At 71.7% G+C, this 22,999-nt stretch carries 26 protein-coding genes; 10 read left to right on the forward strand and 16 right to left on the reverse strand.

Annotation, left to right across the window (positions count from 1 at the left end):
* The first annotated feature begins 211 nt into the window (after nucleotides 1-211).
* Nucleotides 212-1,027: an MHYT domain-containing protein gene (locus tag E1292_RS39550; protein WP_132603683.1), complete on the forward strand. Its 816-nt coding sequence runs from the start codon at nucleotides 212-214 to the stop codon at nucleotides 1,025-1,027.
* Between the two features lie 137 nt (nucleotides 1,028-1,164).
* On the opposite strand, the gene E1292_RS39555 is transcribed toward E1292_RS39550, so the two are convergent.
* Both E1292_RS39555 and E1292_RS39560 read right to left on the reverse strand, forming a co-directional pair.
* The gene (locus E1292_RS39555; RefSeq protein ID WP_132603686.1) at nucleotides 1,165-2,190 is read right to left on the reverse strand and encodes a 6-phosphofructokinase; all 1,026 of its coding nucleotides are present in this window, start codon (nucleotides 2,188-2,190) and stop codon (nucleotides 1,165-1,167) included.
* A gap of 146 nt (nucleotides 2,191-2,336) precedes the next feature.
* On the reverse strand, nucleotides 2,337-3,248 hold the full coding sequence (locus E1292_RS39560) for a lactonase family protein (protein ID WP_165974986.1): 912 nt from the start codon (nucleotides 3,246-3,248) through the stop codon (nucleotides 2,337-2,339).
* A gap of 94 nt (nucleotides 3,249-3,342) precedes the next feature.
* On the opposite strand from E1292_RS39560, the gene E1292_RS39565 reads away from it, so the two are divergent.
* Entirely contained in the window at nucleotides 3,343-4,203 is an 861-nt protein-coding gene (locus tag E1292_RS39565) for a bifunctional helix-turn-helix transcriptional regulator/GNAT family N-acetyltransferase (RefSeq protein WP_246090643.1), read from the forward strand.
* On the opposite strand, the gene E1292_RS52360 is transcribed toward E1292_RS39565, so the two are convergent.
* The 3 genes from E1292_RS52360 to E1292_RS39580 form a co-directional block, all read right to left on the reverse strand.
* Complete coding sequence (locus tag E1292_RS52360; protein ID WP_181958361.1) at nucleotides 4,160-4,525, reverse strand: hypothetical protein; 366 nt, start codon at nucleotides 4,523-4,525, stop codon at nucleotides 4,160-4,162. The genes E1292_RS39565 and E1292_RS52360 overlap by 44 nt on opposite strands.
* A gap of 21 nt (nucleotides 4,526-4,546) precedes the next feature.
* Nucleotides 4,547-5,569 (reverse strand): alkaline phosphatase PhoX, encoded by a 1,023-nt coding sequence (locus tag E1292_RS39575; protein WP_132603695.1) that lies wholly within the window; start codon nucleotides 5,567-5,569, stop codon nucleotides 4,547-4,549.
* A gap of 486 nt (nucleotides 5,570-6,055) precedes the next feature.
* On the reverse strand, nucleotides 6,056-6,523 hold the full coding sequence (locus tag E1292_RS39580) for a Dps family protein (RefSeq protein WP_132603698.1): 468 nt from the start codon (nucleotides 6,521-6,523) through the stop codon (nucleotides 6,056-6,058).
* A 115-nt stretch (nucleotides 6,524-6,638) separates the two neighbouring features.
* On the opposite strand from E1292_RS39580, the gene E1292_RS53095 reads away from it, so the two are divergent.
* Entirely contained in the window at nucleotides 6,639-7,562 is a 924-nt protein-coding gene (locus E1292_RS53095; RefSeq protein ID WP_220447289.1) for a helix-turn-helix domain-containing protein, read from the forward strand.
* A complete protein-coding gene (locus E1292_RS39590; RefSeq protein ID WP_132603701.1) occupies nucleotides 7,559-9,913 on the forward strand; it encodes a VIT domain-containing protein in 2,355 nt (784 codons plus the stop codon). The genes E1292_RS53095 and E1292_RS39590 overlap by 4 nt, the downstream gene beginning before the upstream one ends.
* Before the next feature lie 21 nt (nucleotides 9,914-9,934).
* On the opposite strand, the gene E1292_RS39595 is transcribed toward E1292_RS39590, so the two are convergent.
* Entirely contained in the window at nucleotides 9,935-10,198 is a 264-nt protein-coding gene (locus tag E1292_RS39595; protein WP_132603704.1) for a YciI family protein, read from the reverse strand.
* 73 nt (nucleotides 10,199-10,271) lie between these two features.
* On the opposite strand from E1292_RS39595, the gene E1292_RS39600 reads away from it, so the two are divergent.
* Both E1292_RS39600 and mmuM read left to right on the forward strand, forming a co-directional pair.
* The gene (locus E1292_RS39600) at nucleotides 10,272-10,934 is read left to right on the forward strand and encodes a Crp/Fnr family transcriptional regulator (RefSeq protein WP_165974987.1); all 663 of its coding nucleotides are present in this window, start codon (nucleotides 10,272-10,274) and stop codon (nucleotides 10,932-10,934) included.
* 73 nt (nucleotides 10,935-11,007) lie between these two features.
* Nucleotides 11,008-11,874, forward strand: a complete 867-nt coding sequence (mmuM, locus tag E1292_RS39605) for a homocysteine S-methyltransferase (RefSeq protein ID WP_132603710.1) — start codon at nucleotides 11,008-11,010, stop codon at nucleotides 11,872-11,874.
* A 15-nt stretch (nucleotides 11,875-11,889) separates the two neighbouring features.
* On the opposite strand, the gene E1292_RS39610 is transcribed toward mmuM, so the two are convergent.
* The gene (locus E1292_RS39610; protein WP_132603713.1) at nucleotides 11,890-12,318 is read right to left on the reverse strand and encodes a DoxX family protein; all 429 of its coding nucleotides are present in this window, start codon (nucleotides 12,316-12,318) and stop codon (nucleotides 11,890-11,892) included.
* Between the two features lie 135 nt (nucleotides 12,319-12,453).
* Here E1292_RS39610 and E1292_RS39615 point away from each other — a divergent pair, with 135 nt between their 5' ends.
* Entirely contained in the window at nucleotides 12,454-12,912 is a 459-nt protein-coding gene (locus E1292_RS39615; RefSeq protein WP_246090645.1) for a MarR family winged helix-turn-helix transcriptional regulator, read from the forward strand.
* Nucleotides 12,913-13,044: 132 nt separating this feature from the next.
* Here the strand turns inward: E1292_RS39615 and E1292_RS39620 are convergent, their stop codons facing one another.
* Nucleotides 13,045-13,752, reverse strand: coding sequence for a lysophospholipid acyltransferase family protein (locus E1292_RS39620; protein ID WP_132603719.1), 708 nt, complete (start codon nucleotides 13,750-13,752; stop codon nucleotides 13,045-13,047).
* Nucleotides 13,753-13,912: 160 nt separating this feature from the next.
* Between E1292_RS39620 and E1292_RS39625 the strand changes: the two genes are divergently transcribed.
* Together E1292_RS39625 and E1292_RS39630 are read left to right on the forward strand one after the other, a co-directional pair.
* A complete protein-coding gene (locus E1292_RS39625; RefSeq protein WP_132603722.1) occupies nucleotides 13,913-14,671 on the forward strand; it encodes an alpha/beta hydrolase in 759 nt (252 codons plus the stop codon).
* Nucleotides 14,672-14,717: 46 nt separating this feature from the next.
* Entirely contained in the window at nucleotides 14,718-15,197 is a 480-nt protein-coding gene (locus E1292_RS39630; protein WP_132603725.1) for a hypothetical protein, read from the forward strand.
* Nucleotides 15,198-15,207: 10 nt separating this feature from the next.
* Here E1292_RS39630 and E1292_RS39635 read toward each other — a convergent pair whose 3' ends face one another.
* From E1292_RS39635 to E1292_RS39665, 7 genes are all read right to left on the reverse strand, one after another.
* A complete protein-coding gene (locus E1292_RS39635; RefSeq protein ID WP_246090644.1) occupies nucleotides 15,208-16,317 on the reverse strand; it encodes a hypothetical protein in 1,110 nt (369 codons plus the stop codon).
* Nucleotides 16,318-16,354: 37 nt separating this feature from the next.
* The gene (locus E1292_RS39640; RefSeq protein WP_132603728.1) at nucleotides 16,355-17,050 is read right to left on the reverse strand and encodes an endonuclease/exonuclease/phosphatase family protein; all 696 of its coding nucleotides are present in this window, start codon (nucleotides 17,048-17,050) and stop codon (nucleotides 16,355-16,357) included.
* A 10-nt stretch (nucleotides 17,051-17,060) separates the two neighbouring features.
* Nucleotides 17,061-17,993 carry an ROK family glucokinase gene (locus tag E1292_RS39645; RefSeq protein ID WP_132603732.1) on the reverse strand — a complete coding sequence of 311 codons (933 nt, stop codon included), beginning with the start codon at nucleotides 17,991-17,993 and terminating at the stop codon, nucleotides 17,061-17,063.
* Nucleotides 17,994-18,007: 14 nt separating this feature from the next.
* Entirely contained in the window at nucleotides 18,008-18,400 is a 393-nt protein-coding gene (locus E1292_RS39650; RefSeq protein WP_132603735.1) for a hypothetical protein, read from the reverse strand.
* A gap of 93 nt (nucleotides 18,401-18,493) precedes the next feature.
* Complete coding sequence (locus E1292_RS39655) at nucleotides 18,494-19,642, reverse strand: ArsA family ATPase (protein WP_132603738.1); 1,149 nt, start codon at nucleotides 19,640-19,642, stop codon at nucleotides 18,494-18,496.
* A gap of 1 nt (nucleotide 19,643) precedes the next feature.
* The gene (locus E1292_RS39660) at nucleotides 19,644-20,081 is read right to left on the reverse strand and encodes an SRPBCC family protein (RefSeq protein WP_132603741.1); all 438 of its coding nucleotides are present in this window, start codon (nucleotides 20,079-20,081) and stop codon (nucleotides 19,644-19,646) included.
* 59 nt (nucleotides 20,082-20,140) lie between these two features.
* Nucleotides 20,141-20,908 (reverse strand): metallophosphoesterase family protein, encoded by a 768-nt coding sequence (locus E1292_RS39665; protein ID WP_132603744.1) that lies wholly within the window; start codon nucleotides 20,906-20,908, stop codon nucleotides 20,141-20,143.
* Between the two features lie 118 nt (nucleotides 20,909-21,026).
* On the opposite strand from E1292_RS39665, the gene E1292_RS39670 reads away from it, so the two are divergent.
* Nucleotides 21,027-22,775 carry an AMP-dependent synthetase/ligase gene (locus tag E1292_RS39670; RefSeq protein ID WP_132603747.1) on the forward strand — a complete coding sequence of 583 codons (1,749 nt, stop codon included), beginning with the start codon at nucleotides 21,027-21,029 and terminating at the stop codon, nucleotides 22,773-22,775.
* A 38-nt stretch (nucleotides 22,776-22,813) separates the two neighbouring features.
* Here E1292_RS39670 and E1292_RS51775 read toward each other — a convergent pair.
* Nucleotides 22,814-22,999, reverse strand: a 186-nt coding sequence (locus E1292_RS51775) for a hypothetical protein (protein WP_165974988.1), incomplete at its 5' end; no start/stop codon positions are given.

Consider the following 22,999-nt stretch of genomic DNA (forward strand, 5'->3'; position numbering starts at 1 on the left):
GGGACCCCACCCGCAGATGCCCCCGGGGCCCTATCCGCAGGCGCCCGCCCCGCAGGCGGATCCTGCGTCCATGCCGGCGCCCGGCGGCCAGGCCCAGGCTCCGCGCCGGCAACCCTCGCGCAGGCAGCCGTCGCGCTCGCGCAGAAGGTAGTTGCGCGGCCGGCGATCACCCGCCCATACTCCCTTATCGGTACGCGAGGGATGGGTGGGTATGTCGCCGGTCGATCATTTCTCTTCCGGGCTCGTGACGCCCGTCGCCGCCTACGTCATCTCCAGCGTCGGTTCGATGCTGGGCCTGCTCCTGACCTCGCGGGCCCGCGTGGTCGGCGGGCGCGCCGGCGCCTTCTGGCTGGTGGGTGCGGCCTTCGCCATCGGCGGCACGGGCATCTGGACGATGCACTTCATCGCCATGCTCGGCTTCTCAGTCCCCGGCACGACCATCCGCTACGACGTGCCGCTCACGGTCGCCTCCGCGCTCATCGCGGTCGTGGTCGTGGGGGTGGGGCTGTTCCTCGCCTCGTACGGCGGTGATCGCCTGGCCTCCCTGATCGGCGGCGGTCTGGTGACCGGCGCAGGCGTGGCGAGCATGCACTATCTCGGTATGGCCGCGATGAACATGTCAGCACATGTCTCTTATGACCCGGTGATCGTCTCGATCTCGGTCCTGATCGCGGTCGCGGCGGCCACGGTGGCGCTGTGGTTCACCGTACGGGTCAGCGGAGCGCTCAAGATCGGCGCGGCGGCGCTCGTCATGGGCGTGGCCGTCGCGGGCATGCACTACACCGGGATGTACTCCATGTCGGTGACGCCCCACCACGAGTCGGGCGCCGTCCCCGGCGCCCAGGCCGTCGACTTCCTGCTGCCGCTGATCGTCGGCATCAGCGTGATCACCGTGGGCCTGCTGCTCGCCGCCCTGCTGTCGCCGTCGGAGAAGGAGCTGCGCAGCGAGGCCGCGTACCGGGAGCGGCTGCGCGCGCACGACGAGGGCGCGCCGGAGAGGAATCTCTTCGGCACGCCCCGCCGATGATCTATGTCATGGGTACGGCCTGCGTCGCACAGGTGGGCCGCCAACTCGCCGCGGCGCAAGCCGTACCCCTTAGGGGGTTGTAGCGGTAACCCCGCTGATGAAGAAGCTACGGCCGCCCGCTTGCAGCCTGCTTACAGTCAGCCGAAGAACACCTCCGCCTCGGCGTAGCGCGAGACGGGCACGGTCTTCAGCTCGGCCGTGGCCTCGTCGAGCCCGACGCGGACGATGTCGGTGCCGCGCAGCGCGACCATCTTGCCGTAGTCGCCCTCGTGGGCCGCGTCGATGGCCTGCAGCCCGAACCTGGTGGCCAGCACCCGGTCGTAGGCCGTCGGGGTGCCGCCGCGCTGGATGTGGCCGAGCACCGTCGTGCGGGCCTCCTTGCCGGTGCGCTTCTCGATCTCCTTGGCCAGCACCTCGGCGATACCGCCCAGCCGGACGTGGCCGAACGCGTCGAGCTCGCCCGCCTGCAGCTCCATCTGGCCCTCGATGGGGTGGGCGCCCTCGGCGACGACGATGATCGGCGAGTAGCGGGTGCGGAACCGCGACTCGACGTATTCGCACACCCGGTCGATGTCGAACGGCTTCTCCGGGATGAGGATGACGTTCGCGCCGCCGGCCATGCCCGCGTGCAGGGCGATCCAGCCGGCGTGCCGGCCCATGACCTCGCAGATGAGCGCCCTGTGGTGGGACTCGGCGGTGGTGTGCAGGCGGTCGATGGCCTCCGTCGCGATGTTGACGGCGGTGTCGAAGCCGAAGGTGTAGTCGGTGCCCGACAGGTCGTTGTCGATCGTCTTGGGCACGCCCACGACCTTGACGTCGCGGTCGTAGAGTTGCTTGGCGACGCCCAGGGTGTCCTCGCCGCCGATGGCGATCAGCGCGTCGACGCCGGTCGAGGCGAGGTTGTCCTTGATCCGGTCGACGCCGCCCTCGATCTTGATCGGGTTGGTGCGCGAGGAGCCGAGAATGGTCCCTCCGCGCGGCAGGATGCCGCGGACGGCCTGGATGTCGAGCGGCATCGTGTCGCCTTCGAGCGGGCCGCGCCAGCCGTCACGGAAGCCGACGAACTCGTGGCCGTACACGCTCACCCCCTTGCGGACCACTGCCCGGATCACGGCGTTCAGGCCGGGGCAGTCGCCGCCCCCGGTGAGCACTCCAATACGCATGGCGGGTTCCTCCCGATGGGGTTCACGTCCAGAATCGCATGGTCGGAATCACATGTTCAGACCGTGTTCAGACCGCATTCTGCCCGTACGCGCGGGCAGTGGTCTAGACCAAACGCCAGGTCCTCCAACCCAATCTGACGCACACCTTACGTGATCAGCACGCAGGCCGGGCTCTCCACGTCGTACGCCTGCCCGGTCGGCTCGGGGATGCCGTCCTTCAGTGCGAAGACGTTCACGGTGCCGGAGCGCTGGTTGGCCACGTACATGCGGTCGCCGTCGATGGCGAAGTGCCGCGGCCAGTCGCCGCCCGACGGCACCTCGGCCACCACCGACAGGTCGTCCCGCAACACCGAGATCGTGTTGGGGCCGCGGTTGGCGACGTAGACCAGGCCGCCGGCGAGTTCCAGGTGCGAGGGCGCGTTCTCGCCCGCCTGCCCGGAGGCGGGCACGGTCGTGCGCCGCTCGCCCTCGGCGAGGGTGACGGTGCCGCCGAGCTCGCCCGCGACGTACAGGCGTGAGTCCGTGAAGGCGAAGTGGCGCGGGCCGGTGCCCGGTCCCATCGTGATCGGCTCCAGCGGCGTGCCGTCAGGGCGGTAGCGGCGGATCTCGTCGGTGCCGAGGTCGGAGACGTGCAGGAGGCCGTCGTGGAAGACGGTCTCATGGGCGTGCGGGCCCGCCTGGCGATCCGGGTCGGGGCCCGAGCCCTCGTGCCGCAGCACGATCGGCTCGCCCTCGAACGCGCCCCTGGAGTCGAGGTGGTAGACCACGGCGGTGCCGTCGCCGTAGTTGGCCGCCGCCAGGAGCGTGCCCGTGGGATCCACGGCGACGTGGCAGGGGCTGTCGCCCTCGCTCGGCCGTTCGTCGAGCGGTCTGAGGCCCTCCTCCCCCACGGTGTACGCGGTGAGCCAGCCGCGTTCGAGCTCTCCCACCGCGTACAGCACCGGCAGGGTGGGATGGGCGGCCAGGAACGACGGGGCCGCCACCCGGGTCAGGTCGGTCAGGTCGCCGCCGACCGTCACGATGCCCGGGCCGTATCCGCCTATGTACAGGTGCTTCACAGCGGGAATCCTCCTGTGGTTGACTATGGCAATGAGTTCGTTGCCAGAAGCAAGAGTTTCTGAGATAAGAGCCTTCAACAGGTTCTATACGAAGGTGATCGGCGCACTCCAGGCAGGGATGCTCGACTCGCCGTACTCGCTGAGCGAGGTGCGGGTGTTGTTCGAACTGGCGCACGCCGAGCGGATGGAGACCGGCGAGCTGCGCGGGCTGCTCGATCTGGACGCGGGCTACCTCAGCAGGATGCTGGCCCGCTTCGAGGGCGACGGGCTGATCGCGCGCGAACGCTCCGCCTCCGACGCGCGCAAGCAGGTCGTACGCCTCACGCCCGCCGGCTCAGAGGTCTTTTCCGGGCTCGACAGGCGCTCGGCCGAGGAGGTCGAGCGGCTGCTGTCCACGCTGTCGGAGCCGGACCAGGAGCGGCTGGTCACCGGCATGGCGACGATCAGGAGGCTGCTCGGCCCGCCCGAGCAGCGGCAGCCGTATGTGATCAGGCCCCCGCGCAGCGGCGACCTGGGCTGGGTCGTCCACCGTCACGGCGCCCTCTACAGCGCCGAGTACGGCTGGGGCATCGGCTTCGAGCAGCTGGTCGCCAGGATCGTCGGCGGGCTCGACTTCTCCCGCGACGCCGGGTGGATCGCCGAGGTGGGCGGGGAGCGGGCCGGGTGCGTGTTCTTCGTCCGGCAGGACTCCACCACGGCCAAGCTGCGGATGTTGCTGGTCGAGCCGTCCGCCCGCGGCATGGGCATCGGGCGGCGGCTCGTGGAGGAGTGCCTGCGGCACGCGCGGGCCGAGGGCTGCAAGCGCGTCACGCTGTGGACGCGCGACTGCCTGGTGAGCGCGCGGCACATCTACCAGGCAGCCGGGTTCGAGCTGGAGTCGGAGGAGAAGGGCACGGAGAACGGCGTCGAGGTCACCGACCAGATGTGGTCGTGCGACCTGCGGGCCACCAGTTGAGCGGCCCCGCCAGGCGCATCAGGCTCGGCACCAGCACCGCTCTGGTCACCGTCGCGCCCACCAGCACCGCCACCGCCATGCCGACGCCCAGCATCTGCACGGACGACACCCGCGCGGTGGCGTAGGCGGCGAACGTCAGCGCCGGGATCCCGCCGGCCGGCCGGCCAGCGACTCCGGCCCGTCCGAGGCGCCCGCTCATGGGCGGCAGGGCGCCGGCCATGGTGAAGGCGGTGATGCCGATGACCACTTCGGCGTCGCCCGAGCGCGGCACCGAGCTGGAGTTCGCGCTCGTGCGGTATCTGAGCTGACGCGGCGGGGTCACCGCGCCGGCGCGCCGGGAGGATCAGGCGCGGAAGCGGCCCGTCACCTCGAACGTGTGGCCCTCGGCGCGGCCGCGCCGCGCCGAGAAGTAGAGCCGCTCGCCGTCCGGGGAGAACGCCAGCCCTGTCAGCTCGGCGCCGTCGTGCCCCTCCAGCCGCAGGAACGGCGTGACCGCCCGGTCGGGGGCGATGACGTCGATCTGCGTGGTCTCCCTGGCCACGTAGAGGTCGCCCGAGGGCGCCGCCGTGATGGCGCGCACGCCCGAGCACAACCGGTCGAGCGTCGAGGTCTGCGCGTCGTAGGCCCACAGGCCCGAGTCACCCTTGGTGGTGAAATAACATACGCCGCCCGCATAGTGGCAGCCGTCACCGCCGTCGAAGTGGCGGGCGTCCTCGACCTGGTGGCGGGCCTCCTGGAAGAGCGCCGCCGGCGAGGGCACCGCCCGCCAGTCGCCCGAGGCGCAGAGGACCTCCAGCGTGCCCTCCGTCAGGTCGCCCCAGTCGCCGGGCAGGAACCGGTAGAAGCAGCCGTCGGGCTCGTCCTCGGTCATGTAGACCACCCGCCGCTCCGGGTCGCAGGCGGCGGCCTCGTGCTTGAAACGGCCCATGGCCAGGCGGGGGCGGGCGGCGCGCGAGCCGTACGGATCGCATTCGAAGACGCGACCGCGGTGGCCGAGCTCGCACGACAGCCAGGTGTGCCACGGTGTGGCGCCGCCCGCGCAGTTGAGATCGGTGCCCGACAAGATGCGGTAGGCGTCGGCCACGCTGCCGTCGGCGCGGAAGCGCAGCGCCGCGGCTCCACCGAGCAGCGGCAGCTCGGAGTTGGACACGTAGATCCAGCCCTCGCCGTCGGGGAAGCAGGCGCCTCCGTCGGGGGCCGCGTGCCAGGTCAGCCCGGCCACCTTGCACCCGGAGCGGGCCACCTCCCTGCCACGGAACCCGGAGGGCAGGGCGAGGCCGTGCTCGCCCGGCAGGCGGAGCGGGCCGTACGGGCTGACGCCGCCCTGCAAGAGCGGGCCCGTGCGGAGGAGAGTCTTGTGGGACATCGTGGGGCCTCCCTCTAGGTGCCACGCTAGTCGACCGCACGGACATGAATGGCAGGGACTCGTCACATCAAACTCTGCGCAAACCTGGCGGCTCCGGAACTCGATCATGCGGAAGACCCTGTCCTGCCGGGCCTTCCGCACGCTCACCACAGGCGCGGAAACCATCGGCCCCGCTCATCCGGCACAGGCTCGCGACACCATCCCGCCGCGCTTTCGACCCGGCCGACGCGCCACATCACGATCCCGCCACAACTGCGGACCGCCCGGCGCGCCGCATCACCGTCCCGCCACCTCAGCGGCCCGGCCGGCCCGCGACGCCGCCCCCCACCACCTTTCCACCCGGGCCGGTGCGCCAGTCCTTCGACGGGAGGCGCGTGCCAGCGCCCGGCCTCCTCGCGGGAGTCCGTCTCGCGGACTGCGCGTGCCGCTCCTGCAAGCGAAGAGCCCGGGTGCTCCGCGTGCGGATCCCGGGCTCCTCGGCGTTTGTCAGCTCTGGGCCTGGAACATCCAGTGCTGCTTGTCGATGTCCTGCGCCACGGCGATGAGCAGGTCCTGGGTGACGGGGTCGGGCTCGTCGGTGATCCGGATGCGCTCGTACATCCGCTTGCTGATGCCGTCGAGCGTCTCGGTGATCCTCGCCACGACCTTGCCGTCCTCCAGCCAGCCGCCATCCGGCTGAGGGAGCTTGGTGTTTCTGGCGATCGTGGCGGAACGGCCGTCCGGGTTGATCCCGAGGGCGACGCTGCGCTCGGCGATGAGGTCCATGTGCTTCCTGGCCAGGTCGGTGACCTTGTCCAACTGCCGGTGGATCGGGCGGAAGTGTGCGCCGACGAGGTTCCAGTGGGCCTGTTTGGCGACCAGTGAAAGGTCGATCAGATCGACCAGGGCGCCCTGCAGGGCTTCCGCGACGGTGTTCCTGGCATCACCCGAGAGTGGACCGGTGATCGTGGCCATGTCGTCATTCCTCCCTATTCGGTCGGACTGTCCCTTTTCTTAACGACTCACAGGCCCGCGTTCTTCCGATGCGCCATTGTTGACAGTGTAATAGTGACAGTGTCATTGTGGAGGTATGAGCGACACCTGGACCATCGGCGAGCTGGCCGACCGCGCGGCGCGAGCGCTGCGCGACGGCGTGGCGCCCCCCGACAACGGCCGGGTCAACGGCCGGGTCCGCGACGTGCCCGGGGAGCGGCTGATCAGGTGGTATACGACCATCGGCCTCGTGGACCCGCCCCTCACCAGGCGCGGCAGGATCGCCCGGTACGGACGGCGCCACCTCCTCCAACTCGTGGCCGTCAAACGGCTGCAGGCGGCGGGCCGGTCGATCGCCCAGATCCAGGCCGCCCTTGCGGGCGCGACGGACCGGATGCTGGAGACGACCGCCGCGCTCGAGAACACCGCCCTCCTCGAGGACGTGGAGAGGCCCGGCCACACCGCCGGACTCGGGGACAGCGCCGGACTCGGGGATAGCGCCGGGCGTGGGGACACCGCCGGGACCGGCCCTCCGGCCGCTCCCGCACCCCCGGCCGCCGAGGCTCCCCGTACGCCGCGCGCCGCCACCGGCAGGCGCGGGAAGCGGCCGGAGCACGGCGACGGGACACCGCACGACCGGGCACGCGGCCGGTTCTGGGCCGAGCACCCGGGTACGGGAGTCGCACGGGATACGGGAACGCCGACCGGCAGCCCCGGGCCTCGCGCTGGGGGCGCGGGCGTCGCCGGTGACCCGGACCGGCCCTCCGCCGGAACGCCGGGAAACGCCGGTGACACCGCCGCCCCCGCCGGGACGTCCGGAAACGCGGGTGACGTGCGCGCGCGGCGGCGGGTGGGGACGGCCGGGCGCCGCGGGGGCGACGTGGTGACAGGAGTCGTGTTGGCAGACGGGGTACGGCTGGTGCTGGACGCCGGCCGGGCGCCGTCCGATGAGGACGTTCAGGCGGTGCTGGCGGCGGCCGGGCCGCTGCTCGCGGTGCTCGAAGAGAGGCAACTGATATGAGGATCACTTCGCTGGAGCCCGCACGGTGCCTGCCGGTGCCGGACGCCGGGTTCGGCGCCCTGCGGACCGAACGCGGCAACCTGCCGCTCGAAAGCGTGGACGTGGCCGCCGGCATCTCGGGGCTCATCGCCGGGGTCGAGGTCACCCAGGGATTCAGGAACCCGTTCGACGTCACGTTGGAGGCGACGTACGTCTTCCCGCTGCCCGACCGTGCCGCCGTGACGGGGTTCAGGATGGAGGCCGACGACCGGGTCATCGAGGGCGTGCTGAAGGAGCGCGGCCAGGCCAGGGCCGACTACGACCAGGCGCTGCGCGAGGGCAGGCGGGCGGCCATCGCCGAGGAGGACCGGCCGGACGTCTTCACGATCAGGGTGGGCAACATCCTGCCCGGCGAGCGCGTCTCGGTCAGGCTGACCATGAGCCAGCCCCTGCCGTACGAGGACGGCGCGGCCACGTTCAGGTTCCCGCTGGTCGTGGCACCGCGCTACATCCCGGGCACCCCCGTCGACGGGCGGCCCGCCGGCGACGGCGCCGCGCCCGACACCGACGCCGTCCCGGACGCGTCCAGGATCAGCCCTCCCGTCCTGCTGCCGGGCTTCCCCGACCCGGTACGGCTCTCGCTCAGCGCGCGCGTGGACGCCGCGGGCCTGGAGCTGCGCGAGCTGGCCTCCAGCCTGCACGTGGTCGAGGAGGAGGGCCACACGGTCCGCCTGCGTCCTGGCGAGCGGCTCGACCGCGACTTCATCCTGCGCATGTCGTTCGACGCGTCCACCTCGTTGCAGCTGGACGGCGGGGGCACGTTCGCGCTGACCGTCGTACCGCCGCCGCTGCAGGCCACGCGCGCGCCCCGCGACGTGGTGCTGCTGCTCGATCGCTCCGGCAGCATGGGCGGCTGGAAGATGGTGTGCGCGCGCCGGGCCGCCGCGCGCATCGTGGACACGCTGACGCCCCAGGACAGGTTCGCGGTGCTGACCTTCGACTCCGTGGTGGAGCAGGCGTTCGAGGGCCTGGTGGAGGCGTCCGACCGCAACCGCTACCGCGCCGTCGAGCATCTCGCGCGGGTCGACGCCCGCGGCGGCACCGAGCTGCTGGAGCCGCTGCTCCAGGCCGTCGCCCTCCTGGGGGCCGCGTCCGAGCGCGACCGCGTCGTGGTGCTGGTCACCGACGGCCAGGTGGGCAACGAGGACCAGATCCTGGAGCAGGCGGGCGGCGCGCTGTCGGCGATGCGCGTGCACACCGTCGGCATCGACAGGGCCGTGAACGCCGGGTTCCTCGGGCGGCTGGCCGGGCTGGGCGCGGGGAGGTGCGAGCTGGTCGAGTCGGAGGACCGGCTGGACGCCGCCATGGAGCAGATCCACCGCAGGATCGGCGCTCCTCTGGTCACCGACCTGTCGATCAAGGGCCTCGACCTGGAGCCGGACACGGTCACGCATCTCGGCTCGATCTTCCCCGGCGTGCCCCTGCGGGTGTTCGGGCGGTATCGCGAGGGTTCCTCGCTGACCGTGCACGGCATGGCGGCCGAAGGGCCGTGGGAGCGGCAGGTCCCGGGCGTGAGGGTGGACATTCCGGCCATCCGCGCCGTCTGGGCGCGTACGCACCTGCGGGAGCTGGAGGACCGGTACGCCATGGGCGAGCACGACCTGGAGTCCACGATCGTGCGCACGTCCCTGGACAACGGTGTGTTGTGCCGCTTCACCGCGTACGTGGCGATCGACACCAGGCGGGTCGCCGAGGGCGGCCCTGAGCACCGCGTCATCCAGCCGGTCGAGCCGCCCAGCGGTTGGGAGATGCCGCGGAGCGCTCCGCCGATGGGCGTTTTCGGGCACACGATGATGGCCGCCGCGCCCGCGGCCGCCGTACACATGCGGCACCCCCAGGGCTTCGCCCCGGGCATGGAGCAGGGGTTGCTCGCGGGCGACGATGCCGGCGCCGTCGGCCTGCCTCCGGTGCAGGGGGCTCCCGCGCGGCGGGGCTCGCCTCGCGGCGGTGCCCGCTCCCGGAGGTCCGGCCCGCGGCGCGCGGACCCGGTGGCGTCGGTACGGCCGCAGCTGGTGGCCGAGCTCGGCAGGCTGACGGCGCTTCCCGGGCCCGACCTGCTCTACCTGGCCGACCTGGGCTCGCGGCTGGCCGCGCTGGCCGCGTACCTCGGGGGGAACGAGGAGCTGGCGGCGCTGGCCCGCGAGCTGGAGGCGGCGGAGCGGCCGGGCGCGGACGCTCAGGGGCTGCACGACCGCGCCGTCGCCGTCCTCACCGCGCTCGTCGGCGACTCCGCCGCACCGGGCCCCTCCTCGGGGCCGGGAACTTCAGGTGAGCCTCGGGGAGGTCGCGGCTCGTTCTGGAAGCGCACCTAGACCGGCCGGTCACCGGGGCGGTCACATGATCGGCGTCCACTCCTTCAGCAACACGATCTCGTAGCCGCCGGCCGCCGTGTACGGGTCCCGCCGGAGGATCTCCCGCAGTTCCTCCTCCCCGGACACCTCGTAGACGTGCAGCGCCCCGGTGTCGTCCGCCCACGGCCCGGCGGTCACCAGCCGCCCTTCCGCCTTGAGCCCGCGCAGGTGCTCCCGGTGCGCGGGCCGGGCGGCGAGCCGCCGCGGGTCGCCGTCGAAAGCCAGGTGCAGTACGTATCTCGCCATGCCCCGCACGCTAGGCCGGCTCCGTGCTCTCGCTCAGCATCGTGGGGCACGGCGATGGTGTATATCGGGATACATGACGTACACGCTGGCCGACCTGCCGATGTTCGCCCGGCTGGGAGAGGAACGGTTGCGCGGTCTGACGGCGCGGCGCAGGCGCTATCCGGCGGGGCAGGTGCTGTGTTCCGAGGGTGATCCCGCCGACCAGCTGATCGTGCTGCTCGACGGGCGGGTCAAGGCCGGGCGGGTGAGCGCGGAGGGCCGGGAGGTGGTCCTCGCCGTGGAGGCGGCGCCGGTCGCGTTCGACAAGACGGCCCTGCTCGTGGACGGCCCGCACCGGGCGACGCGCACGGCCCTGACGGCGGTGGAGGTCGCGTACGTGCCGCGCTCCGCCGTGCTGGAGCTGGTTGCCGGCGAGCCGGAGGTCGCGGCGCGGCTGCTGCGCACGCTGGCCGCGACCGTGCGGGATCTCGACGAGCGGCTGATCGACGCGGCGGTGCGCGACGTACCGACGCGCGTGGCGGCCTGGCTGGTACGCCGCTGCGCCGGCGGCCGGGTGCCGCTGCACGCCGGCCAGGCTGGTCTGGGGGCCGAGATCGGCGCGACCAGGGTGAGCGTCAACCGTGCGCTGCGCGGGTTCGAGCGCCGGGGAATGGTGGAGATCTCCACCGGCGAGGTGATCGTGCTGGATCGTCTGGCCCTCTCCCGCCTGGCCGCCGTCCCGGTCCCGGCGCCCTGAGTCCCATCCGGCCTGCCCGGCGTGGAGCGTCCGCGGTGCCTGGAGGCCGTCCGGCTGCTCATACCCTGAAGAGGTGACGACACTTGTCCTGGACGGCGGCCTGTCCACCCAGCTCGAACGGCTCGGCGCGGATCTCCGCGACGCGTTGTGGTCGGCGCGGCTGCTCCTGGAGGAGCCGGAGCTGATCCGGCAGGCGCACGCCGGCTATTTCGCGGCGGGCGCCGACGTGGCCACGACCGCCAGCTACCAGGCCACGATCCCGGGCTTCGCCCGGCGCGGGCTCGACGTGGCGGAGGCCGGGCGGCTGCTCAGGCTGTCGGTCGAGCTGGCGGGGCAGGCACGCGACGAGGCCGGGGGCGGGCTGGTGGCGGCGTCGGTCGGCCCCTACGGCGCCTACCTTGCCAACGGGGCGGAATACACCGGCGACTACGACCTCGACGAGGACGGCCTGTTCGCCTGGCACCTGCCGCGCTGGGAGGTCCTCGCCGGGGCGGGGGCCGACCTGCTGGCCTGCGAGACGATCCCGTCCTGTCCTGAGGCGCGGGCGCTGGCCCGGCTGCTGAGCCGCACGCCGGAGGTCAAGGCGTGGGTGAGCTTCTCCTGCAGGGACAGCGAGCACCTCAATGACGGGACACCGATCCGGGAGGCCGCCGCGTTGTTCGCCGGGCATGCGCAGGTGGTGGCCGTCGGCGCCAACTGCACCGCGCCGCGCCACATCCCCGGGCTGATCTCGTGCCTGTCGGGCGCGCTGCCCGTGGTGGTCTACCCCAACTCGGGCGAGTCGTGGGATCCGGCCGGTCGCCGCTGGGTGGGCCTGGCCGACCCGGTCGAGTACGGCCAGGCCGCCAAGGAGTGGCAGCGGGCGGGTGCGTCGCTGATCGGCGGTTGCTGCCGGACGACTCCCGAGCACGTCCGGCAGATCCGCGCGCACCTGTCCTGAGCATCGCCCGTGGCGCTAGGCGGTCACCGTCGCGGCGCCGCTGCGGCGGCCCAGCACGCGGTCGAGCGCGAACGCGCCGCCGCCGCTGAAGCCGATGGCCAGGCTGGCCGCGGCCAGCGCCAGGACGAACTCGTAGCCGCCCTCGCCGGCGCCGAAGCCGTTCGCGCCGTGCACGAAGACGATCGCGCCCACCATGTTGAGCGCCAGCAGCGTGCCCACGATCGGCAGCGCGGCGCCGGCGATGAGCGCGAGCCCGCCCACGACCTCCAGCGTGGCCACCGCGGGCGCGGCCACGCCGGCCAGCGGAATGCCGACGGACTCGAAGAACTTGGTGGTGCCCGCGATGCCCATGGTCGCGAACTTCTGGTAGCCGTGGACGATGAAGATCACGCCGACGGCGATCCTCGAGAGCAGCAGGACGATGGGGCGCGCCTGATCGATCATGCGACCTCCCTTGATTGTCGTTCAGATTTGAACGACAACTCTAGCCGTGATGTTCAAATCCGAACAACAAGTCAGCCGCCGAGTCAACGACCTGTTCTCAGGGGCGGCGTGGCCTGCGCCTACACTGAGGCGGTGATGGACCCCCGATGGCTGGACGCGACGGAGATGGCGGCGTGGCACGCCTTCGTGTCCACCTTTCACCTGCTGGAGCGCCGCATCGAGGAGCAGCTCAAGGCCGCGGCGGGGCTGACGCACCCGCAGTACGAGATCCTCGTGCGGCTCTCCGCCGCCCCCGATCGCCGGATGCGCATGACGGAGCTGGCCAGAGACGTCGTCGCGTCGAAGAGCGCGCTGACGTATCAGATCACGCAGCTGGAGAAGGCGGGCCTGGTGGAGCGGGCGCACTGCCCCTCGGACGAGCGCGGGGTGCTGGCCGTGCTCACCGACGCGGGCATGCGCTGCCTGGAACGGGTGGCGCCCGGCCACGTGGAGGTGGTGCGCGCCTATCTGATCGACCGGCTCAGCCGTGAAGAGCTGCATACGATGACGACCGCCATGCGGAAGACGGAACGTGCCTTACGGTCGTCCCACTGAGACGTGACGTGGCTTCGGCATGCCCGGAGGCACGCGCCGGCCCATGAGCGGAGGACGGTCGCGCGAGAGCACCACCGTCGCTGATGACTCCAAGTTATCACGCCATCACGGTGAGCCACCAGCGCCGCCGGTCTAACTCTTCCCCGCGGCGGCGCGCGCGGCCCGCTCCATCTCGACCCGGGCGCTGGCGGCGTACTTGTCGACGTATTCTTGCCCGGACAACTCCATCAGCGCGTACATGATCTCGTCGGTCACCGCGCGCAACACCAGCCGATCATCCTCCATCCCGTAATAGCGGGAGAAGTCGAGCGGCTTGCCGAACCTGACGCCCGGCCGGATGCCGAGCTTGGGCAGCGGTCGTCCGGGCGGCATCATCTCGTACGTGTTGACCATGGCCCACGGGATGACCGGCACCCTGGACTCCAGCGCGAGCCGGGCGACGCCGGTCTTGCCTTTGTAGAGGCGGCCGTCGGGCGAGCGGGTGCCCTCGGGATAGATGCCCAGAATGTGACCCTCGCGCAGGATGCGCAGCCCGGTGCGCAGCGCGGCCTCGCTGGCCTTGCCTCCCGAGCGGTCGATCGGCACGGTGCCGACGCCGCTGAAGAACAGGCGGGTGAAAAAGCCCTTCACGCCGCGCCCGGTGAAATAGTCGGCCTTGCCCAGGGAGATGACCTTGCGGCGGATCTGCAGCGGCCCGAAGAAATGGTCGGCGAACGACAGGTGGTTGCCGGCCAGGATCGCCGGCCCCTGCCTGGGCACGTTTTCCGCGCCTTCGGTCCATGGCCTGAAGACAAGGTGGAGGAACGGCCCCAAGATGGCCTTGACCACCCAGTAGAACACCCCGGCACCTCTTCCTCAGCGCATTGTCGGTGACCAGAGTCATCTTCCCATCCCGCGGGGGATGCTCCTACACCACCTCTCGCACAAACACCCTAGAACGTGCGACGATCGGGCCGTTCCGGGATGAAATTGCCGGAATGAACAGCACGGAGGAGCTGTTATGCCGCTCATGCCAGGCGCGGAGTCCTACCACCACGAAGCAGGACAGGTCGGGGTGCTGCTGTGCCATGGGTTCACCAGCACGCCCCAGTCGCTTCGGCCGTGGGGCGAGTTCCTGGCCGGGCACGGGGTGAGCGTCTCGCTGCCCCGCCAGCCCGGACACGGCACCCGGTGGCAGGAGATGAACCGCACCCGCTGGGAGGACTGGTACGCCGAGGTGGAGAAGGCGTTCGAGATCCTTCAGGGCCGCTGCACGGAGGTGTTCGTGGCGGGGCTGTCGCTCGGGGGCTGCCTGGCGCTGCGGCTGGCCGAGGTGCACGGCCCGGCGATCAGGGGCGTGATCGTGGTCAATCCGTCGATCGCGAACGACGTGCCGCTGATGAGGCTGGCCCCGCTGCTGAAATGGTTCGTGCCGTCGGTGCCCGGCGTCGCCGGTGACGTCAAGAAGCCCGGCGTGACCGAGCTGGCCTACGCCCGCACCCCGGTGAAGGCAGCCGCCTCGCTGCCGGAGTTGTGGTCGCTGGTGCAGGCCGACCTGGCGAAGGTGACACAACCGCTTTTGGTCTTCCGCAGCGCCGAGGACCACGTGGTGAAGCCGGCGAGTGTGGCGATCATCCGTGAGAAGGTGCCGCAGGCCACGATCGAGGAGCTTACCGATAGCTACCATGTTGCGACGCTGGACAACGATGCCGACAGGATCTTTGCCGGGAGCCTCGGCTTCATCCGGACACATGCCTCGGTACCCTTGCAGAGGGACTGATCGCACCCAGGGGGAAGTCGCGATCGCTGTGGAGAGGCCCATCTAGGTGACGCCCCAGAGTGACGAGGACGAGGTCTGGCGGCAGATCGTCGCGTCCTTCAACGACACCGCCGAGCGCGACTCGGCCGACCAGCCATGGCCGGACAGCGAAAACGTCCCCGCCGAACCCACCCGCAGGGTGGTCAAGCCCTCGGAGGAGCCCGCGGCCGAGCCCGACGGGCCGGACGAGCCCGAAGGCGACAGGGATCCGCGTGACGACGGCGACGACCAGGACGAGGGTCACTTCGTGCCGCCTCCGCCGCCTCCCCTGCCCAAACTCGACCTGCCGACCAAGCTGGCGTGGGTGGCGCTGTTCGGCGGCCCCGCCTACCTCCTGGTCGCAGCGATGGCCAACTGGCACATGGAGGGGTGGGCGCTGTTCACGGCGGTGGCGGCGTTCATCGGCGGGTTCGTGGCGCTGGTGGTGCGCATGGGCGACGGCCCGCCGTCCAACGACTCGGGCTGGGACGACGGCGCCGTGTTGTGAAGGCCCCGCCTCACGACTTCGACGTCGTGGTCTTCGGCGCGAACGCCTCCACCACGTCGGTGTAGCGGTCGGCCGTGTCGACCGCGTGGCCGACCGCCCAGACCGCACCCTTGCCCGCGAGGTAGGCCACCGCCTGCAGGCGCACGCTGCTCCTGCCGTGCTTGGCGCGGCCCCGGATAATCTCGCAGTCGCCCTTCTCGCAGCGCATCATGAACGGCTCCCCCGCCCGCGACGGGTCGTAGCCGGCCATCCAGTAGCGGCCCTTGCCGTCGCCCGTCACGCCGTAGAGCCGGGCCTCGGAGCGGGGCAGCCGCTGCTCACGCCAGCGCTTGCCGTTCCAGGTCAGCACGAGCGGGGTGATGTCGCCGGGGCCGTGGTAGACGCCGCCGACGGCCACCGCCCGCTTGGAGCTGTCGACGTGCACGTCACGCAGGTAGCCGCCGGGGATCGAGGGCACCGGCATGGACTTCCACGAGCTGCCGGAGTGGTGCACGATCAGCGGCGCGGTGCCGGTGTCGCCGACGGCGAACCCGTCCGCCACCGCGTAGAGGGCGCCCTTCTCCTTGGTCTCGTGGACCGTCCAGGAGGCTCCGTGGCCGGTGAGGATGAGCCCGTTCTTCTCGCGGCTGCCGACCGCGACGATCCGCCCGGACTTGGCGTCGATGCCGCCGAGCCAGTCGCCCGCCCGCAGGCCCTGCGGCCTGACCCGGTCGAACCCCGTCGCGTCGCCGTGCGCGAGATAGGGCAGCCCGTCGTGGCCGTCGCCGACCGCCCACACGTCGGACGCCGACGCGGCGGCCAGGCCGCGCAGGTTTCCGGCGGCCGTGGCGTCGCGCACGGGCACCTCCGCCCAGCCCTTGCCGTTCCAGTGGCGGATGGTGCCGCGGTTTTTCCAGACGTCCCAGATCTCCTGCTGGCCCACGGCCCACACGTCGTCGGCCGAGACCGCGAGCACGTCGGAGAGCGAGCCGTCAGCCTGGAGGCGCACGCTGGTCGACTGCTGCCACGCCTCGATCGTGGCAGGAGGGGGATCGGCATGCGCGGCGAGCGAGGCCTGTGTCAAGGCCACGGACGTCGCCAAGATCAGAGAGAGCGCACGCCGCTGAGAGCGACGGGTCATGATTGAATGCTACGGGCTCGCGAGCCCCTCTTGCCCGTTACAGCCCAACTCGCAACTCTGCGATGACCGGTAGATGGTCGGAAGCAGCGTCCAGATCGGCCATCGGGGCGTCCGCTCCCCCGCACGACACGACACGCGCGTCGTGCGCGGCGAACACCCCGTCGATGCGCGCGGACGGCCGCCGCGCGGGGAAGGTCAGGCCGTCGCCCTTGGGCGCCACCGCGTAGCAGTCGGCCAGCCGCCCGGCGAGGTAACGCCACGCGGGCTGGTGGTCCTGCTCGTTGATGTCGCCGCCGAGCACCACCGTCGCGTCCAGCCGGGTGGCCGCGCGTTCCACCAGCGCCACGGCCTCCGCCGCGTGGTGCACCCTGGCCGGGTCGTTGAGGTCGAGGTGGAGCGAGCCGACGGCCAGCCGCGTCCCCTCCGCCTCCACCACGGCGATCGCCAGCCCGCGCCGCTCCAGCCCGAAGAAGGCCCGCAGCGCGTGGCTCTCGGCGTGCAGCACGCTGACGCGCGGCCCGGTGAGCACGGCGACGCCGCCGAGCCTGCCCGGGGTGGCCGGCCGCAACCCGGCCGCCGCGGCCAGGGCCCGGCGCCTGGCCCGCCAGCGTATGAACCTGGGCGCCTCCTGCACGCACAGCACGTCGGCGCGCATGGCGGTGATGACCCTGGTCAGCGCGGGAACGTCGTCGCGCAACCCGTGCAGGTTGTAGGTCGCTACGCGGATCGTCACGTAAGGGTGGCTAGCGGCGCCTGGCCAGGTCGGCGGCGCCCACCACGCCGGCGGCGGCGCCCAGCTCGGCCAACTTGACCTCGGCCAGCGGCCGGTGCCCGTGCCCGGTGAGCCGCTCGGCGAAGGTCTCGCGTGCCCGGTCGATGAACAGGTCGGCTGCGCGGGACACGCCGCCGCCCACGATGAAGCAGCCGGGGTCGAGCACCGCGGCCAGATCGGCCATGCCCTGGCCCAGCCAGTCGGCGAGGTTGCGGAACGCGGCCAGCGAGGCTTCGTCGCCCTGCCGCGCGGCCTCGGTGACCTCCTCGCCCTCGATCTTGCCGCCGGCCATGCCCAGCAGGATCCCGGCCCGCTCGGGCTCCGCCTCGGCGATCTGCCTGGCCTCCTTGACGAGGGCCTGACCGCTGGCGTACTGCTCCCAGCAGCCGATGTTGCCGCAGCCGCACGGCCGCCCGCCGGGCAGCACCTGCATGTGGCCCAGCTCGGCGCCCATGCCCCAGCGCCCGCGGTAGAGTGCGCCGTCGAAGACCAGGCCGCCGCCGATGCCCGTGCCGAGCGTGATGCAGACCACGTGGGACTGCCCCCGCCCCGCGCCGAACCTGGTCTCGCCCCAGGCCATGGCGTTGGCGTCGTTCTCGATCACCACCGGCAGGCCGACGAGGCCGCTGATCTTCTTCTGCAGCGGCTCCTCTCGCCAGGCGAGGTTGGGGGCGAAGCGCACCATCGACCTGGTCTCGTCGACGAACCCGGCCGCGCCGACCCCGACCGCCTCGACCTGCCTGCCCTTCGCCAGCTCGCGAACGACGTCGGCCACCGTCTCGGCCACCACCTCCGGGCGGTCGGCGGCGGTGGGCCTGAGCGTGTGTTCGACGATCTCGCCGTCATCGTCGACCACACCGGCGGCCACCTTGGTTCCGCCGATGTCGACACCGATCGTGAGCATTGCCCCGTGTCTCCCTATCCCAGATCTATGTGTTCCACATTGTCGCGGCGATCCCGATCGTCGCGCTGCCTGCGGGGGGCGGGCGGCTTGCTGAGGACGTCGAGCGCGCCGCGGACGGCGGCGAACAGCTCACCGCCGGCGGCCACCAGGTGCCCGGTCACGTCGGAGCCGGACTCGCGCTGCGCGGCGATCGCCCGGCAGACCGGGCAGGCACGGCAGATGTACTCGTCGTGTGGCTCGGCCACCGCCTCTTCCCACACGTCGCGTTCCCTGCGACCGCCGCCGGAGAACGAGTTGAACACGGACTTGCCCACCTGGCGGGTGGCCCGCCCCTGGATCGACTCGAACAGCTTGCGCGCCTCGTCGGCGACGGTCCCGATCGGATCTCTGTCGTTGCTCTCGGTCATCTGGCCCTCCCTGCGTATGGGGTCGCTCATCCTCCTCAACTCGTCAGGTTGCGGATTCGCTCCCCGACCTGAACGGTAATGCAGAAATCGTCGTCACGCGGGATCGCCGAACCGCACGCTGAGCACGCCGTCGCGGAGCGCGGCTGCGCTGATCTTACGACGGGCCAGCGCGGCGGGCAGCGCCAGGATCCTGCGGTAAGGGCCGGCGGTGACGATCAGCTCGTCGCCCTTGCGTGCCAGGTCGATGTCGTCGCGGTCGGCCCCGGGCAGGGCGAGGGCCAGCTCGTCGGCGCTCATCCGCAGCGGAGGCTCGATCGCGTGGGGGGCGAACGGGTCGGACTCGCCGTACATCGACGCGCCGAGCTCGGCCAGGGCCTTCCGGCCGACGGGCTCGGCGGGCAGGTAGGGGACGACGTGGACGGGCAGCGGCGCGAACGACTCCTCCGCCTCGGCCAGCAGCCTGGACTGCGCCTCCACCCACCGCGCCCGCCACTCGTCGGCGTCGCCCGCGGGGAAGACGCGGTTGGCCACGACGGCGTCGACGCGGTAGCCGTACAGGTTGAGCGAGGTCATGGTGCGCCTGGCCTCGGCGAGCACCACGGCCTCCGGCGTGAGCACGAGCCGCACGGAGGCGTGGTCGCCGGTGAGGAGCTCGCGCACCTCCATCAGACCGCGGTGGAACCGCTCCATCGCGCTCATGACCTCTTCGCCCGGCGCGCTGACGTGGGCCACGCTGCGCACGAACGGCGAGACCAGCCGCACGAGCTTGCGGCCCACCGGCATCAGCCTGCTGACGTGCCAGTCGAGCGCCTCGGGCAGGGCCAGCAGCCGCAGCGTCTCCGCGGTCGGCGCGCAGTCGACCACGATCACGTCCCAGCGGCCCTCGCGGGCGTGCTCGCGCAGCTCCAGCAGCGCGATGATCTCCTCAGCGCCGGGCAGGACGGTGATCTCCTCGGAGGTGACCTCGTCGAGGCCCAGCTCCACCAGCACTCCCCTGGCGTATTCGCGCAGCTCGCCCCAGTGGCGCTCCAGCGTCTTCTGGGTGTCGACCTGGTGCAGGTGCAACCCTGGCGCGATCTCGCCCGGCTCGGCGTCGAGCGCGTCGGCCAGCGAGTGGGCGGTGTCGGTGGAGACGATCAGCGTCTTGAGGCCGCGAGCGGCGGCGAGCGTGGCGGTCGCGGCGGCGGCCGTGGTCTTGCCGACGCCGCCCTTGCCGGTGAAGAGCAGAACCCGCGGGCTCAACTCAACGGCCCTCGACGCGCTTCTTGAGACCCTTGAGCGCGGTGTCCACGATCACCTTCTCCGCCTTGCGCTTGATCAAGCCGATCATGGGCACGCTGAGATCGACCGTCAGCTCGTACGTCACCTCGGTGCCACTGCCCGCGTCGGCGAGCCGGTAACTCCCCCGGAGCTCGGAGACCATCTTGCCCGGCTCGACCACCTGCCAGCTCACGCCGTCGTCGTCTTGCCAGGCGTAGCCGAGGGTGTAGGTGTCGCTGATGGGGCCGGCGTCGAGGGCGAATCGCACCTGCTGCGGCCTGCCGTCGGGACCGGTGGAGAGGACCTCCGCGCTCTTGACCTGCCCCGCCCATTCCGGGTAGGCGGGGAAGTCCGCGATGACCGCCATGACATCGGCGCGACCGGCGCCGATGGTGGTGCTCGAAGTGGTGCGATCAGCCATGCGACCACCGTAGTGCACAACACGCCGCTCGGGACGGACCGGACGGCGCGGCCCCACGCTCACCACTCGAGGACGTACGGGACGCCCCTTCCCCGGAAGTGGCCGACGTTCACGCACTCGGTGCGCCCGACGCGGGTGCGGCGGTGAAGGGGGTTGTGCACGTGCCCGAACAGGGCGTAACGCGGCTGGGTGCGCCTGATCGCCTCCAGCGTGGCCTCGCTGCCGCGCTCGAACCTTCTGGCCACCACGTCATAGAGCAGCTCGGGCAGGGCCGGCGGGATGTGGCAGCACAGCACGTCGACCTCGCCGACCGCCTCGACCTTGGCCGCGTACTCCTCGTCGCCGATCTCGTACGGGGTGCGGTAGGGGGTCCTGAGTCCGCCGCCCACGAACCCGAACCGCAGGCCGCCGATCTCCGTGACCTGCCCGTCGAGCACCTCGAGCCCCGGCCTGAGGTAGTCCGCCCACAGGGCGGGGATGTCGACGTTGCCGTAGGTGAGGTAGGCGGGGGCGGGCATGGCGGCGAAGAGGATCTCGTACTGGGCGCGCACGTTGCGTTCGATGTGCTCGCGCGGGTCGCCGCCGAGCGTGGCCCACAACCGCGCCGACATGGCCCTGGCCTCGTCGAACCGTCTGGCCGTGCGCAGGGCGATGAACGCGGACGCGTTCTCCGCCCCGAACAGGTCGGCGAAGATGCCCTGCGCGTGGTCGTCGTAGTCGACGAAGAGGATCAGGTCGCCGAGGCAGATGAGCGCGTCGGCGCCGTCGCCCGCTCTGGCCAGCGCGTCGGCCCTGCCGTGGACGTCGCTCACCACATGGACCCTCATGGGGGAATCCTAAGAGCCCTGGCTGCTAGCGTGACATAACGCCTCTATGACGGAGCTACCAGCGCGTAACTTGGCGCGGTAACGTCCAGGCCAGGTCGTCACGAAGAGGAGTTGATCCGTGCGCGAGTACAGCGTCCCCGTCCTGGTCGACGTGCCCGCCTCGGCCGGCCTGGCCGACACCGTCTTCGCGCGGGCCGAGGAGCGGCCGGGCGCCGTGGTCATGCGCCGCAGGACCGACGCGGGCTGGCCCGTCGTCACCGCGGCCGAGTTCCGCGACCAGGTGGTCGAGGTGGCCAGAGGGCTGATCGCGGCGGGCGTCGAGCACGGCGACCGGGTCGCGCTGATGTCGCGCACCCGCTACGAGTGGACCCTGGTCGACTACGCCATCTGGTCCGTCGGAGCGGTCACCGTGCCGGTCTACGAGACCTCGTCGGCCGATCAGGTGGCGTGGATCCTCGCCGACAGCGAGGCCAAGGCGGCGTTCGTCGAGCTCGACTCGCACGAGGAGACCGTGCGGGAGGCGGCGCCCGGCCTGAAGGCGGTCTGGCGGGTCGACGGCACGCTCGACGCCGAGGGGGTCCCGGCCTCCGCCGTCGACGAGCGCAGGAAGCGGGTCACCTCCTCCGACCTGGCCACGGTCGTCTACACCTCGGGCACCACCGGCCGGCCCAAGGGCTGCCGGATCACCCACGACAACCTGCTGTTCACCGCACTCAACGTGCTGCGCGGGCCTCTGGAGCCGCTGTTCGCCCGCAAGGACCCGGCCGCGCTGCTGTTCCTGCCGCTGGCGCACATCTTCGCGCGGATGATCCAGGTGGTGCTGTTCGAGGCGGGCGCCGTCATGGCGCACACCCCCAACATGAAGAACGTCGCCCCCGACCTGCAGGACTTCCAGCCGACGTTCCTGCTGGGCGTGCCGCGTGTCTTCGAGAAGGTCTACAACTCGGCCGAGCAGAAGGCCATCACCGGCGGCAAGGGCGCGATCTTCGCCCGCGCGGTGGACGTCGCGGTGGCCTGGAGCCGCGCCGAGAGCTCCGGCGGGGCGTCGCTCGGGCTGCGGCTGCGGCGGGCGGTGTTCGACAGGCTGGTCTACGCCAAGCTGCGCGCCGCCACCGGCGGCAGGCTCTCCGCGGCGGTGTGCGGCGGATCGGCGCTCGGCGACCGGCTCGGCCACTTCTTCAGGGGCGTGGGCATCGAGGTCTTCGAGGGCTACGGCCTGACCGAGACGTCGGCCCCCTGCTCGGTCAACATGCCGGGCGCCAACAAGATCGGCACCGTCGGCAAGCCGCTGCCGGGCGTCACGCTGCGCATCCGCGACGACGGCGAGATCCTGGCCAAGGGCAGGAACGTCTTCGGCGGCTACTGGAAGAACGACGCGGCCACGGACGAGGTGATCGACTCCGAGGGCTGGTTCCACACCGGCGACATCGGCGAACTGGACGCCGACGGCTACCTGCGGATCACGGGGCGCAAGAAGGAGATCCTGGTGACGGCGGCGGGCAAGAACGTCGCGCCGGGCCCGCTGGAGGACGCGCTGCGCGCCCACCCGCTGATCTCCCAGGCCATGGTGGTCGGAGACGGCCGGCCGTTCGTGGCCGCGCTGATCACCCTCGACCCCGAGGCCATGCCGGCGGGGGCGACGGCCGAGCGGTTGCGCACCGACCCCGAGGTGCTGGCCGGCATCCAGGCGGCCGTCGACCGGGCGAACCTGTCGGTGTCGAAGGCCGAGCAGATCAAGAAGTTCGCGATCCTGGCCGCCGACATCACCGAGGACAGCGGGCACCTCACCCCCACCCTGAAGATCAAGCGCAACCTGGTGCTGCGCGACTTCCAGAAGGAGATCGACGACCTGTACGGCGGGCACTGACCCACCGCACAGGTCCGAGGGCGGGGTCCACGCGCCGGTCAGCCCAGCGCCTCCCCGACGCCCTCCACGTCGCCCCTCCGGCTCATGACCTGCTCGCTCCTGCCGGTGGCCGGGTCGAAGACGGTCACCCCCATGGGCGGCGCCTCGCGGGGCATGCCGAACACCAGCCGCGTCCCGTAGAAGGCCACCGGCAGGTTGCCGCCCGGCAGCGTCGGGACGACGGA

Origin of the sequence: Nonomuraea deserti (genome assembly GCF_004348685.1) — a bacterium.
GTDB classification, from domain to species: Bacteria; Actinomycetota; Actinomycetes; order Streptosporangiales; family Streptosporangiaceae; genus Nonomuraea; species Nonomuraea deserti.

Coding starts and splice junctions, on each gene's coding strand:
- E1292_RS39550 (WP_132603683.1), top strand. CDS start 212: ATGTCGCCGGTCGATCATTTCTCTTCCGGGCTCGTGACGCCCGTCGCC.
- E1292_RS39555 (WP_132603686.1), bottom strand. CDS start 2,190: ATGCGTATTGGAGTGCTCACCGGGGGCGGCGACTGCCCCGGCCTGAAC.
- E1292_RS39575 (WP_132603695.1), bottom strand. CDS start 5,569: ATGTCCCACAAGACTCTCCTCCGCACGGGCCCGCTCTTGCAGGGCGGC.
- E1292_RS39580 (WP_132603698.1), bottom strand. CDS start 6,523: ATGGCCACGATCACCGGTCCACTCTCGGGTGATGCCAGGAACACCGTC.
- E1292_RS53095 (WP_220447289.1), top strand. CDS start 6,639: ATGAGCGACACCTGGACCATCGGCGAGCTGGCCGACCGCGCGGCGCGA.
- E1292_RS39590 (WP_132603701.1), top strand. CDS start 7,559: ATGAGGATCACTTCGCTGGAGCCCGCACGGTGCCTGCCGGTGCCGGAC.
- E1292_RS39595 (WP_132603704.1), bottom strand. CDS start 10,198: ATGGCGAGATACGTACTGCACCTGGCTTTCGACGGCGACCCGCGGCGG.
- E1292_RS39600 (WP_165974987.1), top strand. CDS start 10,272: ATGACGTACACGCTGGCCGACCTGCCGATGTTCGCCCGGCTGGGAGAG.
- E1292_RS39610 (WP_132603713.1), bottom strand. CDS start 12,318: ATGATCGATCAGGCGCGCCCCATCGTCCTGCTGCTCTCGAGGATCGCC.
- E1292_RS39615 (WP_246090645.1), top strand. CDS start 12,454: ATGGACCCCCGATGGCTGGACGCGACGGAGATGGCGGCGTGGCACGCC.
- E1292_RS39625 (WP_132603722.1), top strand. CDS start 13,913: ATGCCGCTCATGCCAGGCGCGGAGTCCTACCACCACGAAGCAGGACAG.
- E1292_RS39635 (WP_246090644.1), bottom strand. CDS start 16,317: ATGACCCGTCGCTCTCAGCGGCGTGCGCTCTCTCTGATCTTGGCGACG.
- E1292_RS39645 (WP_132603732.1), bottom strand. CDS start 17,993: ATGCTCACGATCGGTGTCGACATCGGCGGAACCAAGGTGGCCGCCGGT.
- E1292_RS39650 (WP_132603735.1), bottom strand. CDS start 18,400: ATGACCGAGAGCAACGACAGAGATCCGATCGGGACCGTCGCCGACGAG.
- E1292_RS39660 (WP_132603741.1), bottom strand. CDS start 20,081: ATGGCTGATCGCACCACTTCGAGCACCACCATCGGCGCCGGTCGCGCC.
- E1292_RS39665 (WP_132603744.1), bottom strand. CDS start 20,908: ATGAGGGTCCATGTGGTGAGCGACGTCCACGGCAGGGCCGACGCGCTG.